This window comes from Noviherbaspirillum cavernae, assembly GCF_003590875.1.
Classification (GTDB): Bacteria; Pseudomonadota; Gammaproteobacteria; order Burkholderiales; family Burkholderiaceae_D; genus Noviherbaspirillum; species Noviherbaspirillum cavernae.
This window is the reverse complement of record NZ_QYUN01000002.1, coordinates 843,535-859,168: the sequence shown is the minus strand read 5'-3', so window position 1 is coordinate 859,168 and position 15,634 is coordinate 843,535. Positions and strand designations below refer to the sequence as shown.

General features: G+C 62.0%; 14 protein-coding genes and 1 pseudogene. 7 read left to right on the top strand and 8 right to left on the bottom strand.

The genetic code is table 11. From position 1 onward, the window contains the following. Positions 1-8: 8 nt before the first annotated feature. Positions 9-806: a putative hydro-lyase gene (locus tag D3870_RS04115; protein WP_119736891.1), complete on the bottom strand. Its 798-nt coding sequence runs from the start codon at positions 804-806 to the stop codon at positions 9-11. Positions 807-953: 147 nt separating this feature from the next. Here D3870_RS04115 and D3870_RS04110 point away from each other — a divergent pair, with 147 nt between their 5' ends. Continuing rightward, positions 954-1,859 (top strand): LysR family transcriptional regulator, encoded by a 906-nt coding sequence (locus tag D3870_RS04110; protein ID WP_119736889.1) that lies wholly within the window; start codon positions 954-956, stop codon positions 1,857-1,859. A 111-nt stretch (positions 1,860-1,970) separates the two neighbouring features. Here the strand turns inward: D3870_RS04110 and pyrF are convergent, their stop codons facing one another. Beyond that, on the bottom strand, positions 1,971-2,801 hold the full coding sequence (pyrF, locus tag D3870_RS04105) for an orotidine-5'-phosphate decarboxylase (RefSeq protein ID WP_119741657.1): 831 nt from the start codon (positions 2,799-2,801) through the stop codon (positions 1,971-1,973). 58 nt (positions 2,802-2,859) lie between these two features. Here pyrF and D3870_RS04100 point away from each other — a divergent pair, with 58 nt between their 5' ends. From D3870_RS04100 to D3870_RS04085, 4 genes are read left to right on the top strand one after another with little or no spacing between them, the layout of a single operon-like run. After that, positions 2,860-3,753 carry a DMT family transporter gene (locus D3870_RS04100; RefSeq protein WP_119736888.1) on the top strand — a complete coding sequence of 298 codons (894 nt, stop codon included), beginning with the start codon at positions 2,860-2,862 and terminating at the stop codon, positions 3,751-3,753. 55 nt (positions 3,754-3,808) lie between these two features. After that, positions 3,809-4,402, top strand: coding sequence for a LemA family protein (locus D3870_RS04095; protein WP_119741655.1), 594 nt, complete (start codon positions 3,809-3,811; stop codon positions 4,400-4,402). A gap of 13 nt (positions 4,403-4,415) precedes the next feature. After that, entirely contained in the window at positions 4,416-5,201 is a 786-nt protein-coding gene (locus D3870_RS04090; protein WP_119736886.1) for a TPM domain-containing protein, read from the top strand. After that, on the top strand, positions 5,201-5,701 hold the full coding sequence (locus tag D3870_RS04085) for a TPM domain-containing protein (RefSeq protein ID WP_119736884.1): 501 nt from the start codon (positions 5,201-5,203) through the stop codon (positions 5,699-5,701). The genes D3870_RS04090 and D3870_RS04085 overlap by 1 nt, the downstream gene beginning before the upstream one ends. A 7-nt stretch (positions 5,702-5,708) precedes the next feature. Here the strand turns inward: D3870_RS04085 and D3870_RS04080 are convergent. The 5 genes and pseudogenes from D3870_RS04080 to dacB all read right to left on the bottom strand — a co-directional run. Then, positions 5,709-6,236: pseudogene (locus tag D3870_RS04080) on the bottom strand (IS630 family transposase); the annotation flags it as partial. Positions 6,237-6,274: 38 nt separating this feature from the next. Next, a complete protein-coding gene (locus tag D3870_RS04075; RefSeq protein ID WP_119736216.1) occupies positions 6,275-6,661 on the bottom strand; it encodes a winged helix-turn-helix domain-containing protein in 387 nt (128 codons plus the stop codon). 208 nt (positions 6,662-6,869) lie between these two features. Next, entirely contained in the window at positions 6,870-7,928 is a 1,059-nt protein-coding gene (locus tag D3870_RS04070; protein WP_119736881.1) for a M48 family metallopeptidase, read from the bottom strand. Next, positions 7,925-9,166, bottom strand: coding sequence for a YjgN family protein (locus tag D3870_RS04065; RefSeq protein ID WP_119736879.1), 1,242 nt, complete (start codon positions 9,164-9,166; stop codon positions 7,925-7,927). Before D3870_RS04065 ends, D3870_RS04070 begins: the two co-directional genes overlap by 4 nt. Positions 9,167-9,319: 153 nt before the next feature. Beyond that, positions 9,320-10,732, bottom strand: a complete 1,413-nt coding sequence (gene dacB, locus D3870_RS04060) for a D-alanyl-D-alanine carboxypeptidase/D-alanyl-D-alanine endopeptidase (protein ID WP_119736877.1) — start codon at positions 10,730-10,732, stop codon at positions 9,320-9,322. 54 nt (positions 10,733-10,786) lie between these two features. On the opposite strand from dacB, the gene D3870_RS04055 reads away from it, so the two are divergent. Both D3870_RS04055 and D3870_RS04050 read left to right on the top strand, forming a co-directional pair. Then, positions 10,787-11,257: a MarR family winged helix-turn-helix transcriptional regulator gene (locus D3870_RS04055; protein WP_119736875.1), complete on the top strand. Its 471-nt coding sequence runs from the start codon at positions 10,787-10,789 to the stop codon at positions 11,255-11,257. Positions 11,258-11,396: 139 nt separating this feature from the next. Then, positions 11,397-11,816, top strand: coding sequence for an organic hydroperoxide resistance protein (locus D3870_RS04050; RefSeq protein ID WP_119741653.1), 420 nt, complete (start codon positions 11,397-11,399; stop codon positions 11,814-11,816). Positions 11,817-11,882: 66 nt separating this feature from the next. Here the strand turns inward: D3870_RS04050 and D3870_RS04045 are convergent, their stop codons facing one another. Continuing rightward, the gene (locus D3870_RS04045; protein WP_119736874.1) at positions 11,883-15,620 is read right to left on the bottom strand and encodes an autotransporter domain-containing protein; all 3,738 of its coding nucleotides are present in this window, start codon (positions 15,618-15,620) and stop codon (positions 11,883-11,885) included. Between the last annotated feature and the right edge of the window lie 14 nt (positions 15,621-15,634).

Sequence of the window (15,634 nt, the reverse complement as noted above, 5' to 3'; positions counted from 1 at the left end):
CTCACGACTCAGATCACCGACAGATCGCTGTTGCGCAGGTCGGTGATCAGCATGTGGCCCGGCGCGTGGGTGATGCAGAACTCCGGTTTGGCCTCGACGATCACCGATTGCGGCGTCACGCCGCAAGCCCAGAACACAGGCAATTCGTCGTCACGAATATCCACCGCATCGCCGTAATCCGGCTTGGCGATGTCCTTGATGCCGATCAGCGCGGGATCGCCGATATGGACCGGCGCACCGTGGACGCCAGGAAAACGCGAGGTGATCTGGATCGCGCGGATCGCGTCGGCCGCCTTCAAGGGCCGCATCGACACCACCATCGGGCCATGAAATTTTCCGGCCGGATCGGTCGCGATATTGGTGCGATACATCGGCACGTTGCGGTTCTGTTCGATGTGGCGGATGCCGATGCCGCTTTCCAGCAGCGAATGTTCGAAGGTGAACGAACAGCCGATCGCGAAGGTGACCAGATCGTCGCGCCAGTATTCCCGGATATCGAAAGGCTCGTCGATCACCTTGCCATCGCGGAACACGCGGTAGCGCGGCGTGTCGGTGCGAATGTCGAGATCGGCGCCAAGCTGCGGAATGCGCGGGTCGCCGATCTCGGAAATGGCGATCAGCGGACAGGGCTTGGGATTCTTTTGACAGAAGCGGTGAAAGTCGCCGGCATCCCTGGCGGGCAGGATGGCGAAATTGACCTGCACATAGCCGGGTGCCAGGCCGGCGGTGGGCTTGGGCCATTCGCCATTGCGGATTGCGGCGCGCACGTCGGCTGGCAGTTGTGCTTTGAAGGATAAGGCGGACATGTGTTCTCCCGATGAACTGATGCGTCAGATAAAGGACAGCGGATTGCGGCGCGCGCCGATTTCTTGCTGTTGAGCAATCAGTATAGGAGCATCCAGTGATAGACGATAATCAAAAATAATAAGAACTTTTGATAGAATTTTCCGATCATGAAAATGTCACTGCAACAGCTGGAAACCTTTTACTGGATCGCACGTCTCGGTGGATTCCATGCCGCCGCGCGGCACCTGCACCTCACGCAGCCGACGATTTCCGCGCGGATTCAGGAGCTGGAGGACACGCTGGGCGTCAGGCTGATCGAACGCGGGCGGCAACGGATCGAGATCACGCCGGCGGGACGCGACGTGCTGGCGCAGGCGGAAAAAATGCTGCGGCTGGCCGATGAACTGGAAAATCTGCGCAACCGGCGCGACCCGATGCGCGGCCTGTTGCGTCTGGGGGCGAATGAATCCACCGCGATGTCCGGCCTGCTGGAATTGCTGGCCCAGCTCGACAAGCAGTACCCCGATTTGCGCATCGAGCTGACCATCGACGTCGGCGCCGCTTTGAGCAGGAGGCTGAATGCGCGCGAACTGGATGTCGCGATTCTGAGCGATCCCATTTCCGCGCCGCACGTCATCGATGAGGCGATCGGCATGGCGGATTTTCAGTGGGTCGCATCAAGCCGGCTCGCCCTGCCGCGAGGCGATTTCACGCCGGCCGATATCGCGGGGCGGCGCATCGTCGTCACGCCAGCCCCTTCGACACTCTATCAGGTGGCAGATGAATGGTTTCGCAGCGCGGACTGCGAACCCGAGAATCTCGGCACCTGCAATTCGATGCTGGTGATGACCAAGCTCGTCGCTGCCGGACATGCGGTGTCGGTGTTGCCGGTGTCGGTGGTGCGCGCGGAAATCGACGCCGGCATCATACGCACGCTCCCCGTCAAGCCGGCAATCGCACCGCGCCCCTATTACGTGTCCTACCTGCGGGAAGAACAAAAACTTGGCGGCGGCATCATCGTGCGGATGGCGCGCGAGATTCTGATGCAGAGCGGCCTGTTGATGCCGCTCTGATAGAGCGTCCAGCAAAAGGATTCCGAGGGTGTTGCGCCGCCTTGCCGTACAGCCGTACTGTCTGCGGCGACGCGCCTACTCAGAATTCTTTTGCTGGACGCTCTATGTGCTTCAGGCGGCGCGGAAGCGATTGATCGCGTCGCGCGTTTCCAGCGCCACGCGGCGGGCAGCTTGCGTGAAATCCTCGCCCGTCTTCTCATCGGTCTTCGCATACAGAATGGCGCGCGAGGAATTGATCATCATTCCAGTGCCGTTCGCGGTCTGCCCCGCCTTCACGGTCGCCTGAATGTCACCGCCCTGCGCGCCGATACCAGGCACCAGCAGCGGCATGTCGCCGACGATTTTCCTCACCTGCGCCAGCTCGTCCGGGAAGGTCGCGCCGACCACCAGCGCGCACTGGCCGTTGGTATTCCATTTCTCCGCCACCAGTTGCGCGACATGCTGATACAGCGGCTTGCCATCCACCTGCAGGAACTGCAGATCGGAGCCGCCGGGATTGGATGTGCGGCACAGGATGATGACGCCGCGGTCTTTCCATTCGAGATAGGGCGCAACGGAATCGAAACCCATGTACGGATTGACCGTCACGGCATCCGCGTTGTAGCGCTCGAAGGCTTCGCGCGCATACTGCTCCGCCGTCGCGCCGATGTCGCCGCGCTTGGCGTCGAGCACGATGGGGATGTGCGGATACTTCTGCCGCAGGTAAGCGCAAATCTCTTCGAGCTGGTCTTCGGCGCGCAAGGCGGCGAAGTACGCGATCTGCGGCTTGAATGCGCAGGCGGTGTCCGCTGTCGCATCGATGATCGCCTTGCAAAATGTCAGGATGGCATCCGGCTTGCCTTGCAGATGCGCAGGAAATTTCGCGATGTCCGGGTCCAGTCCGACGCACAGCAGCGAACTGTGGGCCTTCCACACGGCATTTAACTTGTTGATGAATGTCACGGCAGTATCTCGCTTTTCGAACAAAGCACATTGTAACGTGCCATGCTATCGTTTCGGCATGACATCACTCTCACGCAAAGACTGGATACTTCTTATTCTCCTGACCCTGTGCTGGGGCATCAACTGGCCGATCATGAAAATCGCCGTTCGTGATTTCCCTCCAATCACATTTCGCACCATCAGCATGATCGGCGGCCTGCCCGCCATCTGGCTGGCCGCACGCATGCAAGGCGCATCGCTCGCGATACCGAAAGGCAAGGCCGGGACCCTTATCAAACTGGCCATTCCCAACATGCTGATCTGGCATGTCTTCGTCATCCTCGGCGTCAAGATGCTGTCATCGGGCCGTGCGGCGATCCTCGGTTACACCATGCCGGTGTGGGCGGTACTGAGCGGCCTGATCTTCTTCGGCGAGCGTCCGACGCGCGCGGCGTGGGTCGGCATCGGCTGTGCGCTGGCCGGTGCGCTGCTGCTGATGTCGAGCGAGATCGGGCAACTGGCGGGGCAACCGCTCGGCAGTGTGCTGGTGCTGATCGCTGCGGCCGGATGGGGTTATGGCACGGTGCAGATGAAGCGCACGCGCATCGACATGCCGACCATTTCGCTCACGTTCTGGATGCTGACGCTGACCATCGTGGCAATGGCGGCCGCATCGCTGGTGCGCGAAAGCGCCGCGTGGCGCATGCCGACCGCCATCGAATGGGGCGCGATCGCATACAACGCGCTGATCATCTTCAGCTTCGCCCATGTGGTGTGGTTCAAGCTGGCGCGCACGCTGCCACCGGTGGCCTCCAGCCTGTCCGTGATGATGATCCCGGTGATCGGCGTCTTCTCCGGCGCATGGCTGCTCGACGAAACGCCGCATTGGCAGGATTACGGCGCAATGGCATTGATCCTGGCCGCGATGAGCACGGTGCTGTTGAAGCCGCGTGCGGCGCGTGTCGGCGAATGACGGATTTTTGGTTTGCACATCGTTCCAACGGAAAATTCTTTTGAAGGAAACACTGATGAAAAGCTGGCTGAAACTATTCATGATTGCCGCCCTGGTGTCGATGTTGAACGCTTGTGGCTACAACGATTTCCAGGCGAGCGATGAGCGCGTCAAGGCCGCCTGGGGCGAGGTGGTGAACCAGTATCAGCGCCGCGCCGATCTGATTCCCAATCTCGTCAATACCGTCAAGGGCTATGCCTCGCATGAACGCGAAACGCTGGAGGCGGTGACCAAGGCGCGCGCCGCCGCCACCAGTTTCCAGATCACGCCGGAAGTGCTGAACAATCCGGAAGCCTTCCAGAAGTTCCAGCAGGTGCAGGGCGAACTGTCGTCCGCGCTGTCGCGCCTGATGGCGATCTCGGAAAACTATCCGCAACTGAAGGCCGACACCAGTTTCCGCGATCTGCAATCGCAACTCGAAGGCACGGAGAACCGCATCACCGTCGCGCGTCAGCGCTACATTGCCGCCGTGCAGGACTACAACGTGCTGGCGCGCAGCTTCCCGACCAATCTGACCGCGATGGTTTTCAAGTACGACGTCAAGCCATCCTTCACGGTGGACAACGAAAAGTCGATCTCGACCGCGCCTGCGGTGAACTTCGGCAAGTGATCGCCGCTGCGCGATGACGATATTTCGCACGCTGCTGGCGCTTGTCCTCGCCTGCCTGCTGACGGCGGCAAGCGCGCAGGATTTCGTGCCGGTACCGCCGCTGCAATCGCGCGTCACCGACCTGATCGGCATGCTCGATGCCGGCCAGCGCAACACCCTGGAAAACGTGCTGAAGGAATACGAGGACCGCACCGGCAGCCAGATCGCCATCCTGCTCATCAGCAAGACCGAACCGGAAGCCATCGAGCAATACGGCATCCGCGTCTACGACGAATGGAAGCTCGGCCGCAAGGGCGTGGACGACGGTGTGCTGCTGCTTGTCGCCAGAGACAACCCTTCCTCATTGCGGCGCCTGCGCATCGAAGCCGGACGCGGGGTGCAAGGCTCGCTCACCGACGCGCAATCCAAGCGCATCCTGCAGGACGTGATCGCGCCGCATTTCCGCCAGAACGATTTTTACGGCGGACTGGCTGCAGGCGTATCGGCCATCACCAGCCTGCTCGACAAGGAAACGTTTCCATCGCCGGAGCGCAAGGCAGGCGAAGACGAGGAATTCGACACGATCCCGCTGCTGCTTTTCCTCGGCTGCATGGTCCTGTTCTTCCTGCTGTCCCGGCGCGACTCGCGGCGCTTTGCGCGACATGACCGCGGCTGGGGCCGCTCGTCCGGGGTTATCCTGGGTAGCGGCGGCGGTTTCGGTGGCGGCGGTTTTGGCGGGGGCGGCTTCGGAGGCGGAGGTGGCGGCTTCGGCGGAGGCGGCGGCAGTGCGGATGGCGGCGGCGCATCGGGGAACTGGTGATGACGACGATCGCACGACTGTGGAAGCATCTCTGCACGACGCAAGCCGCCGGCCGGCGCATGTTCCCCGAGCGCACATTGCACGCAATCGAGACTGCCATCGTCGAGGGCGAGACGCGGCATCGCGCCGAGGTGCGCATGATCGTCGAGCCATTCCTCAGCGTGCAGGCGGTGCTGAACGGCGTCACCCCGCGTGAACGGGCGCGCGTGCTGTTTTCGGACTATCGTGTCTGGGATACGGAAGAAAATTGCGGCGTGCTCGTGTACGTCAATCTGGCCGATCACAAGGTCGAGATTGTGGCCGACCGTGGCGTCGGACGGATCATTGCCGCCCATGACTGGCAGGCGATTTGCCGCACGATGACGGAAGGATTCGCACACGGCGATTCGCACGGCAGCGTGATCGCCGCTCTGCGGCAGTTGAACGCGCTGCTGCAGCAGCACTACCCGGACGACGGCTCGCGGCACAACCAGCTGCCGGACAAGCCGCTCATGCTCTAGAGCGGTTTCAGCCTGACTTGCCATAGCCAGAATGGCAAATGTATCGTTCACATTCGGCGGCATTGAATTGATCGAGCAGGGCGCCGAAGGCACACCAGAGGGTATCCATCGTGCGAGCTGCAGTTTTTCTGAGGAGCGTTTTGAACTTGGCAAAGACTTGTTCGATGGGGTTGTAGTCGGGGCTGTAAGGCGGCAGATAACGCACTTGTGCACCAGTGGTCTCGATGGCAGCAGCAATGCCGACGACCTTGTGCGAGCCGAGATTGTCCATCACCACGATATCGCCCGGTTGCAGCACAGGGGCCAGTACCTGTTGTACCCAGGTGCGAAAGGCATTGCCATTGATCGGGCCATCGAACACGCAAGGCGCCACCAGGCCGCCGGTACGCAAGGCGCAGACGAAGGTGGTCGTATGCCAGTGGCCGCAAGGCGCTTGCCCGAGACAGCGAGTGCCTTTCACGGAGCGTCCTCGGGCCGGCGTCATGCTGGTGCCGGCCCAGGTCTCATCCAGAAATACCAGGTGGCGCACGTCAAAGCAGCCCTGCTCGGCGGCCCAGTCACAACGCGCCTGCGCTACGTCCGGGCGCTCCTGCTCGGCGGCATGGAGCGTCTTTTTTTAAGGCTCAGCCCAAGCCGGGCCAGCGTCTTCCACATGGTAGTCACGCTCACCTGAACGCCATGCTCGGCATGCAGCCATTGGCACAACTGTTCCAGCGTTTGATCATTGATGGCTTGTACGCGCGCGGCCAGCACGTCTTCCAGTCCGCTCAGTTTCAACGGCACATGGTTGTGCTGGACACCCGCCGTATCATCCCCGAGTCGGTGCCGCCGCGAACGGGCCCTTGCCACGTACGATTTGCTTACCCTGAAGCGGGTCGCCACCTCGGCTATGGAACCGCTCGCGTTTAGCACGCGATCCCGTAAATCTTGCCCGTAGGCTTGTCCTGGATGCCACGCCATGACCGTGTCTCCTGCCGCTGCCAATCCCATTCGATCCTGCACCGATCCCGTAGTTCAACAGCTTTGTGACGCAGGTCAGGACAAAATTGCTCTAGTGTCCTGTAACGGACGAATGACATGCACCCCGCGACGCGTCGGCGTGCCTTGTCGGCCACCCCGAATCGCATCGCCATCCACATGCCACGCTTCCATTACAGACCGCTAACCGTCATTGCCGCGCGTCGGCGGCCCGCAGCCTCGCAATGCGCTCCTGATCGCTCGGGTGCGAGCTGAAGTAATCCGAAAAATCGGTGCGGTGTGGTTTTTTCCCGGCATCCTCGAGCGGCTCGTCCTCGCCTTCCACGCCCTCATCTGCATCTGCGAGCGCGTTGCCCATTCTTTCAAACAGGTCCGCCATCGGCGAAAGCGGCAAGCCGTTCTCGCGCATCATGTCGATGGCGTAGCGGTCCGCCTCGCGTTCAAAGTCGCGTGAGTACTTCTGATCCAGCAGGAACGTCGGTGCCGCTGCAGCCACGCTCGAGACATCACCGATCAGCAGATTGACGACCACCGCGGTGCCTGCCGTCTGCAGCAACTGCCGCAGCGAGTGATGTCGCTGCAGGTGGCCGAGTTCATGCGCCAGCACCGCGAGGACGGCGTGGTCATTGCGTGCCAATGTCACCAGCTGGTCGGTCATCACGATGATGCCGTTGGGCAGCGCGAATGCGTTGGGACCGATCCGGCTGTCGCGGAATTCCAATCGATACACGGTCTTTTCGCCGCGCGGCCGCGCGAGTTCCGCGAACAGTTGCCGCAGACGCGCCTGTTCAGCCGCATCGAGCCTGGACGGCCGCAGGTAACCCTCGTCGATCAGCTTCCATTGCCCGTCGCCGAGACTCTTTTCCAGCGATGCCGGCAAACGCTGCGCCAGTTTGTCGGCGGCCCATGGCAAGCCCCATTGATAGCCTGCAATCAGCAGCGTCAGCACAGTGATCAGCGCAATCAGGGACCATGCCCAGTTCTGCTGCCAGTGCACTACCCACGGATCGCGATAGCCGTTCTTTCGCAGCAGCTTGTCGAGAGAGCGATGCTGCACTTCCACGAAGCCGCCGTCCGGGAAGCGCATGATGCGCGGCGCGTGTTCAAGGCGCTCCGAGACGTTGAGTTTGGACAGCCTGACGCTGCGCCGTATGCCCTCGCCTGTCACTGCGATGACGCCTTTGTGCATCATCAGCGTGACTGGATGGCGGCGGGTGGTCTGGCCGTCGAAATAGGTGGCGCTGATCATAGGGCGATGTCGATATCGAAAAGATCACCGGCTTCCTGACCGATCGCGTCTGCGCGCTCCATCGTCTGATCTGCCAGAAATTCCTCCAGATTGCCGGAGGGGACCAAGCTCATGCTTTCCACGCGATACTTCACCAGCCGCACCGCCGCAAACGGCTTGTACAGGCCGCACGTCACGGTGATCAGCATCAGGTTCGATGCATGTATCCACAGCAGCTTGCGCGCGCTGACCGTGCTTTCGAATCGGTGATCGCTCAGTTCGGTGCTGTTCCAGACCAGATTCTGGATGCGGCTTTCCATGTAGGGCCGCACGAACAGGTAGAAGGCGTAGGCACTCAATACCCCGTACAGCAAGGCGAACAGCCAGCCGAACGGCGTATCCAGCAGGAACTGATAGGCGCGCGCAGTCAGCACGCCGAAGATGGTAGCCGGAATCGCGCCGAGAAAGAAAAAGCACACGGCCTTGCCGTACACCTTGAAGAAATCAGCCGCGCGCGCCTCGAAGAAGAACGGCGTCTGCCCGTAATCGGCGTTGTCATGCTGAAAGCGCTTCAACAGATAGTGCGCGAGCGGGACGGTCCCCGCCAAGGCCAGCACCGGCAGCACCACCACCAGCACAATCACGCCCCCCCCCGCGCGCTCGGAGAACGAGGTCGCGAGACTCCACACGAACAAGCCGATGAAGCCTAGCGTGATGGGAAACAGGATCAGCATGCGATACGCCGCGCCGACCGTACCGCGAAAATGAAAGCGCAAGCCTCGATAGCTTGAATTCGCAAGCTTGAAGTGAAATGCGCGCGCCAGCAGCCACGGCGTGATGGCAGCCAGCAGCAACGCCACGACGACTGCCGCCACGACGGAAACGTCATACGAAATCTTGTACGCGACCAGCAGTGCGAGGGCGAGGATGCGCCCCTTGAGGATGGCCTTCGGCTGGCCGTGATAGTCGAAGATCGAACCGGCGACGCGCGTGTTGCGATAGAAATATTGCAGACGCCGCACCTTCGCCCACGCCGAATAGATGCCGAGGGTCAGGACAGTCAGCAACAGGTTGACGACCCAGATGCGGAAATACTCCGCACCGGTGCCGGTGAATTCGAAACGCTGCGGCCCGATCAGCTCCTGTGCGGCCGGCGCCTCGGATGCCGCAGGATGCACGACGCCCGAGGCAAGCGGAGTCGCCGATGGACGCGCCCTTGTCCGCGCACTGGCAATGTCGTCGATGGTGTCCTGCGCCATGGATTCTCCCTGTACCGTGAGCGCCAGTATCGATTGGCGTTTTGCTCACATGAATCGGGCATTGTAGCCATGGCAACACAAATGCGGAATCACATGTTCATGGTGGATGGCGGTGCGACCCGGCTGCTCCACCCCGCTGCGCGACTGCGCCGCCTATCCGCGTTCAAACACCCATTGCAGCAAGGCGTCCTGCGCCTGCTGTCCGCGTTCGGCATTGCGGTGATTGATCAGGAAGACCACCACGTAACGCTTGCCGGAAGCGCCGAGAACATAACCTGCGATGGCGCGCACGCCTTCCAGCGTGCCGGTCTTGATGTGACCATTGCCGGCGACGGTTTGCATTGTCAGGCGTTTGCGCATGGTGCCGTCCAGTCCGATCAAGGGCATCGAGGCAATGAATTCCGGCATGGTCGGCGACTGGTATGCCGCCGCAAGCAGATGGCCGAGCGTCAGTGCCGAGATGCGTTCCGTGCGCGACAGCCCGGAACCGTTGTCGATAGCCAGTTCCGGCGCCTCGATCCGCTTTTTCGCCAGCCAGCGTTTCACCACGGCCGCGCCGCGCTCGGGTGTGGCGGGCAGCTGCAGCGCCTGATTGCCGATCGTCAGCAGCAATTGGCGAGCCATCACATTGTTGCTGTACTTGTTGATGTCACGGATGATTTCCGACAGCGGCGGCGATTGCCATTCCGTCACCAGCCGCGCGGTCGGCGGCACGATGCCGCTGCGCACCTCACCCGTCAAGGTACCGCCCAGCTCGGCCCAGATGCGCCGGAACACGCCGCCGAAATACTGCGCATGCGTCATTTGGTACGGATGGATGAACCACGCCTTTTCGCCGCAGGCGGTCGAGAACACGCCGTCGAAACGCGCGCCCTCGCCATTGAACTCGGGCTGCAGCCGGGCGCGCCAGTCGCCGCACTCGCCATTGGCCAGACTGGGCGAATGCACCGGAAAGCCGTCGACAGGCGGTTCCATGGTCAGGCGCACCAGACCCGCCGTCTGATCCGGCACGAAACGAAAGCTCAATGCCTTGTAATTGAGCAGCAGCGCGTCGGGCCCGGCGTTATATGGTTTCAGCGGATCGTTGTCGAAGCTCGCCGGATCGTATGCCGCCTCCTCGAATGCGCTGCGGTCCAGCAGCAGATTGCCGCGGATTTCACGGATGCCTTGCGCGCGGATGCGGCGCAGGAACAGCCAGAGGTTTTCCACCACCAGTTTCGGATCGCCGCTGCCCTTGATGATCAGGTCGCCATGCAATACCTCGCCGGCTTGCCGGCCGTCGGCGTATGCCTGCGTTTTCCATGTGAAGGCAGGCCCGAGGATATCGAGCGCTGCACCGGTCGTCACCAGCTTCATGGTCGACGCGGGGCTGAGCGGAGCGCCCCAGTTCGACGCCGTCATGACCGGTCCGCCGTCGACCTGCTGCACATACACGCCGATCGCATAAGGCGGAATCTCCGCCTTCTTCAGCGCGTCACTGACCACGGGCGGCAAATTCTGCGCCAATGCAGCACCAGCGATGACAAACAGGAAACAGGCTGCCGTGAGTCTCTTCAGAATTTGCATGGGATGGGGAATAATACGTCTCGCGCCATTATCCCACGCCAAGGCAAGCCCACCATGTCGAAAAGCAAGCTCTCTCACACCGCACCCTCCCCCGACCCGCTGGCGCTGGATAACCAATTCTGCTTTGCGCTCTATTCCGCGTCGCTGGCGATGACCAAGAGCTACAAGCCACATCTCGACAAGATCGGCCTCACCTATCCGCAATACCTGGTCATGCTGGTGCTGTGGGAGCAGGACGACGTGCTGGTCAAAAGCATCGGCGAGCGCCTGTTCCTCGATTCCGGCACGTTGACGCCCCTGTTGAAGCGACTCGAAGCATCCTCGCTCATCGCCCGCACGCGCGACGAGTCCGACGAGCGGCAGGTGCGCATCACCCTGACGCGTGAGGGCCGCGCATTGAAGAAGAAGGCGCAGCACATACCGCGCGAAATGCTGTGTGCCAGCGGCCAGCCGCAGCATGCGCTGGGAAGCCTGCGCGCCCAGCTGTCGGCGATACGGAACGATCTGGGGCGCGAGAAGGACTGAAGCCGCCGCATTTCGATTGTGATCGCTGAAGCAGTTCCGTCAAACCGGGATTTATATTGCGTACAATCTAATTGTGTATAATTTGTTTTCCAGGCGCTTCATCGATTCGGAAACCCTCAACCTCACAAAGGAAAACACCATGCAGATCCTGTACACCGCACAAGCCACGGCAACCGGCGGCCGCGACGGCCGCGCAGTCACCAGCGACAATCACCTCGACGTCAAGCTGAATACGCCGAAGAAACTGGGCGGTGCAGGCGGCGCGGGCACCAATCCGGAACAATTGTTTGCAGCCGGATACTCGGCATGCTTTCTATCCGCACTGAAATTCGTCGCGATGCACGCGAAGCTTGCGCTGCCCGCGGATGCGGCAGTGACGGCCGAAGTCGGCATCGGCCCGAACGGACAAGGCGGTTTCGGACTGGCGGCGGAATTGCGGGTGGCCCTGCCCGGCATGGAGAGGGAAGCCGCGCAGGCGCTGGTGAACAAGGCGCATGAGGTATGTCCCTACTCCAATGCGACGCGCGGCAATATCGAGGTGAAGGTAACGCTGGCCTGACCGCATTGCGCGGCCATGCCTTGATGGATGGACCCGGCAGGCCGCGCAGCCTGCCGGAGGGACTACCTAGAACGCCCAGCGCGCCTTGAGCGAGGCGGTTTGATTGAGGAAGCCGCTGCGACCCTCGGCGTCGTAGCGCAGCGTGATCTCGGTGCCGCCGGCCGTCTTGCGCGTCAGCCCCAGCCCGCCGCGCACGCTCCACGGCGTCTTGTCCGTGCCGTAGGTGGCGAACGCCGCCTCCGGCGCGCCCGCATACGCGGCCACGATCGTCGTGCCGTTGTTCAGCGCGTCGTACGCCGCGCCCACATTGGCCGTGAGCGTGGTCTGGTCGTCCAGGTTGTGCGTCAGCTTGCCGTCAAGCGACAGCAGCAGCTCGCGCGCGCTGCGGCTGTTGACGTTCAGGTTCAACGCGTCGGCGCCCGTCTCCTGATACGACTGGTCGCGGATCCAGATGTAGTCCATCCGCACCGAGGGCGTGAACGCGGTCTTCCCGTTCAGCGGCAGCACATGGCCGACGCCCACGCCAGCGTGTGCGGTCAGGCTCCGGTAGTCGGCGTGGGCCGTGCTGCCGGTAAAGGCGATGCTGCGGCTGCCCTTGTTGCGGTTCTGGCCGACATCGGCCTGGAAGTTCAGCTCGGTGCGTTCGTCGAGACTCACGCTGCCGTAGCCGAGCAGCTGGAACACGTCCACGTCCAGATGCTGCGGCGCGATGGCGGAATTGCCGTTCACGCGCGAGCTGGCGTAGGCGAAGCCCGCGCCGAAGCGGGCCCGGCCGTTGGTGGCGGCATCGGCCCCCAGCACGAAGCTGCCGGTGCTGGCCTTGAAGCCGGCGACGCCGTCGCGGTCGTCCTGTTTTGCCCAGGAGCCGAACGGCTTGAACCAAACATATTTGTCGCCCAGGAATTCGTCGCCCGAGGACAGTCCGCGGTTGGCCTCGATGCGGGCCTGCACCACGCGGTTGATGCCGGCGATCGAGCCGGTCGCCGCCGCCATCGAGCCGCCGTTCAATAGCGGCAGAGTCTGCGTCACAGCCTGCGAGACTTCCTGCCTGTTGGTCAGGCCGACGAACATGCTGGGGATCGTGCCGGAAGGGTTGGCCGCGATCAGCTGGTCGAGCACGACAGCCGCACCGGTCCCGGGCAGGTTGCCGGTTGCCTGCACGCTGCCCAGCACGGTCGGGCCAGGGGTTGGCGCGGGAGGCGTGCCACCACCAGTGCCCGTGCCTGTACCAGTGCCACCGCCTGTGCCACCACCCGTTCCGGCTGCCGCCTCCAGCGTCAGATGCACTGCATTGCCTTCCTTGACTGCGCCGAAGTTGAACAGTTCGGAGTTGTCCGTCACCTTGAACGTGCCATCGCTGTTGAGCGTGGTCGCGGTGATCACGTTTTCAAGACGCTTGACATTGAATACATGGCCTTTTTGCGTGACGTCGATGTCGATCTGCGCATTGCTGCCCAGATCTGCCGCGCCATTGACGGCCAGCTTGGCATAGGTGGTGTCATCGTTGACGCCAATCTGCAGCGCGCCGCTGGCGGCCTGCGTGTAGTTGCCTTGCACCGTGGCGCTGCTGCCGGCGCCGAGGATCAGCTTGCCGCTGTTGCTGACGCCATTGCTGGCGACCACGCTGCTGCCGTTGCCCAGCGCGAGCGTGCCGCTGTTGTCGAGTTTATCGACGAGCAGTGCGGCATTAGCTGCCAGCGTGACATTGCCCGCGGTAGTCGCGGCACCGCTGACGGTCAGTTTCGCTGCCGCGCCGCCATTGCTGCCGATCTGCAGTACGCCCGTGCCGGTCTGCGTGTAGCTGCCATGAATGGCTGCTGCGATCGTGCCGGCGTCTACTTTCACTGTGCCGGCATTGACAAAGCCATCGTCGCCGACGGTGATGCCGTTGGCCATGCCGGAGGTATTGGTGCCGGCCTTCAGCGTGAATTGCGCGCCATTTTCGACGATGACACCTTTGACATCGTAGGCATTGTCGTTGGCAAACACCGCGCCGCTGGCGACGGTGAAGTCGGTGTTCTTCGCGTAGACGTCGCCGATGAAACGTGCGGCGTTGCCTTTGGCGACGAGGCCGTTCAATGTGGCGGTGTCCGCGACCTGCACTGCGTATTTGGTGCCGCTGATGGTGCCGCCATTGCTGATGTTGCCGTTGATCTGACTGGTGCCGTTGACCAGAACGCCGAACTTGCCGCCCCCCATGGTGCCGCCGTCGTTGACGATATGACCAGTGACCTGCGCGCCGTTGCCCACGTAGATGGCGCTTTCATCCGTGCCGCCGGCAACACTGCCTGCGAGGATGCTGTTGCTGTTGTAGATCGCGATGCCGTCGGCACCCGCGGTCAGTGCCGAATTACTGCCATCTACCAAGATGCCGCGCCTTTTCCCCGAGATGGTGCCGGTGTTGTGGATCTTGCCGTTGAACTTGCCGGCATTCTCCACGCTGACCGCAGCCGTTCCACTGATGGTGCCCTCGTTGACGAGATTGCCGTTGACCACGCCCCCATAGACCCGGATGCCGACTTCGCCAACCGCACCGGTATTGCCTCCCTGGATCTTGTTGTTGTTGTAGAGCGCGATGTCATCCACACCAGCCGAGAGCGTACCGCCGGTGTCGAAGACCATGCCAAAAACCTTTCCGGAAATGGTGCCGGTATTGCGCAAGCCATCGGTAACCCTCGAGTTCGATGAAACGGTGAGACCGGCGCCGTAGCTGTAGTCACTGGCAATCGTGCCGCTGTTATTGATCCCGCCTTCCAGCAGAGCATTGTTGAATATCCGAATGGCGGGGCCGTCCACGCCTCTCACCTCCCCCCGATTGACGAGTCCGCCGGTAACTTTCGCGCCCATATACAAGGTGATGCCGACCGATTTCCCCTTGATCAGCCCGGTGCTCTCGTTGACGATACTGCCGTTCAAGGTTCCCGCGGTGAGGTAGATGCCGAAGCCACCAGACGTGGTGCCGGTACCCTCGATCGTGCCGGAGTTGAGAATGTTGCCGTTGATGGTGGTGGTGCTTCCTTTTATGTCCAGTGCGGTCGTGCCACCGGTAATGCTGCCCTGATTGACGATGCCGCCTGTGCCGACGGTCGAATCCTGCAGCAACACTCCGCTAGCGCTTCCGTGGATGCTGCTGCCGGTGCCGTTCAGGATCCTGCCGGAAATCGATGAACCGTTTTTAATGCGCAGGCCCGTCGCCGTGTTACCGGTGACGGTAGCGCTGATCTGGCCGCCATTGATGTTCTCGATGGTGCTCACGCTGCTCGCGTCCAGGGTCACGGAATTGTTGATTTGACCGTTGTCATTGATGATGGACCCGACGATGGTGGACTGCTTGACGAGGATCGCCTCGTCCTTGGTCACTGAAGCATTGACGGATGACAAGTTGCCACTATTGACGATGCTGCCGCTCAAGGTGCTGCCGGCGTTGATGCTGATGGCGCTGTCGCCGCCTGCTCTGACTGTGCCCCCCTGTCTGATGGTGATGCTGTCGGCCGCGCCGGATACCCAGATCGCCGGGGGAAAGGTGTCAATGATGTAAATCGTGCCGCCGTTGTCGATCGTCACGCTGTCGCCGCTGGTGCCGAGAGCGCAGTAGTCGTTAATTGGGTTGCTTGTGTTGATGGTGTTGCTGCCCGTGTGGCAGAGATTGGCGGCCAGTGCTGAGGTCGAGCCCAATGCCAATAGCGCGGCGGCGGCCAGTGCGGTGCAGGTGGACGACGGTCGGCCGCGGCTGGCGGCTTTTTCGTGAGTGACGATATAGCCGGCGCGGGCCTTGCTCCAGACGATGCGGTAGGACTTGTTCACGTGTAATTCCTCTA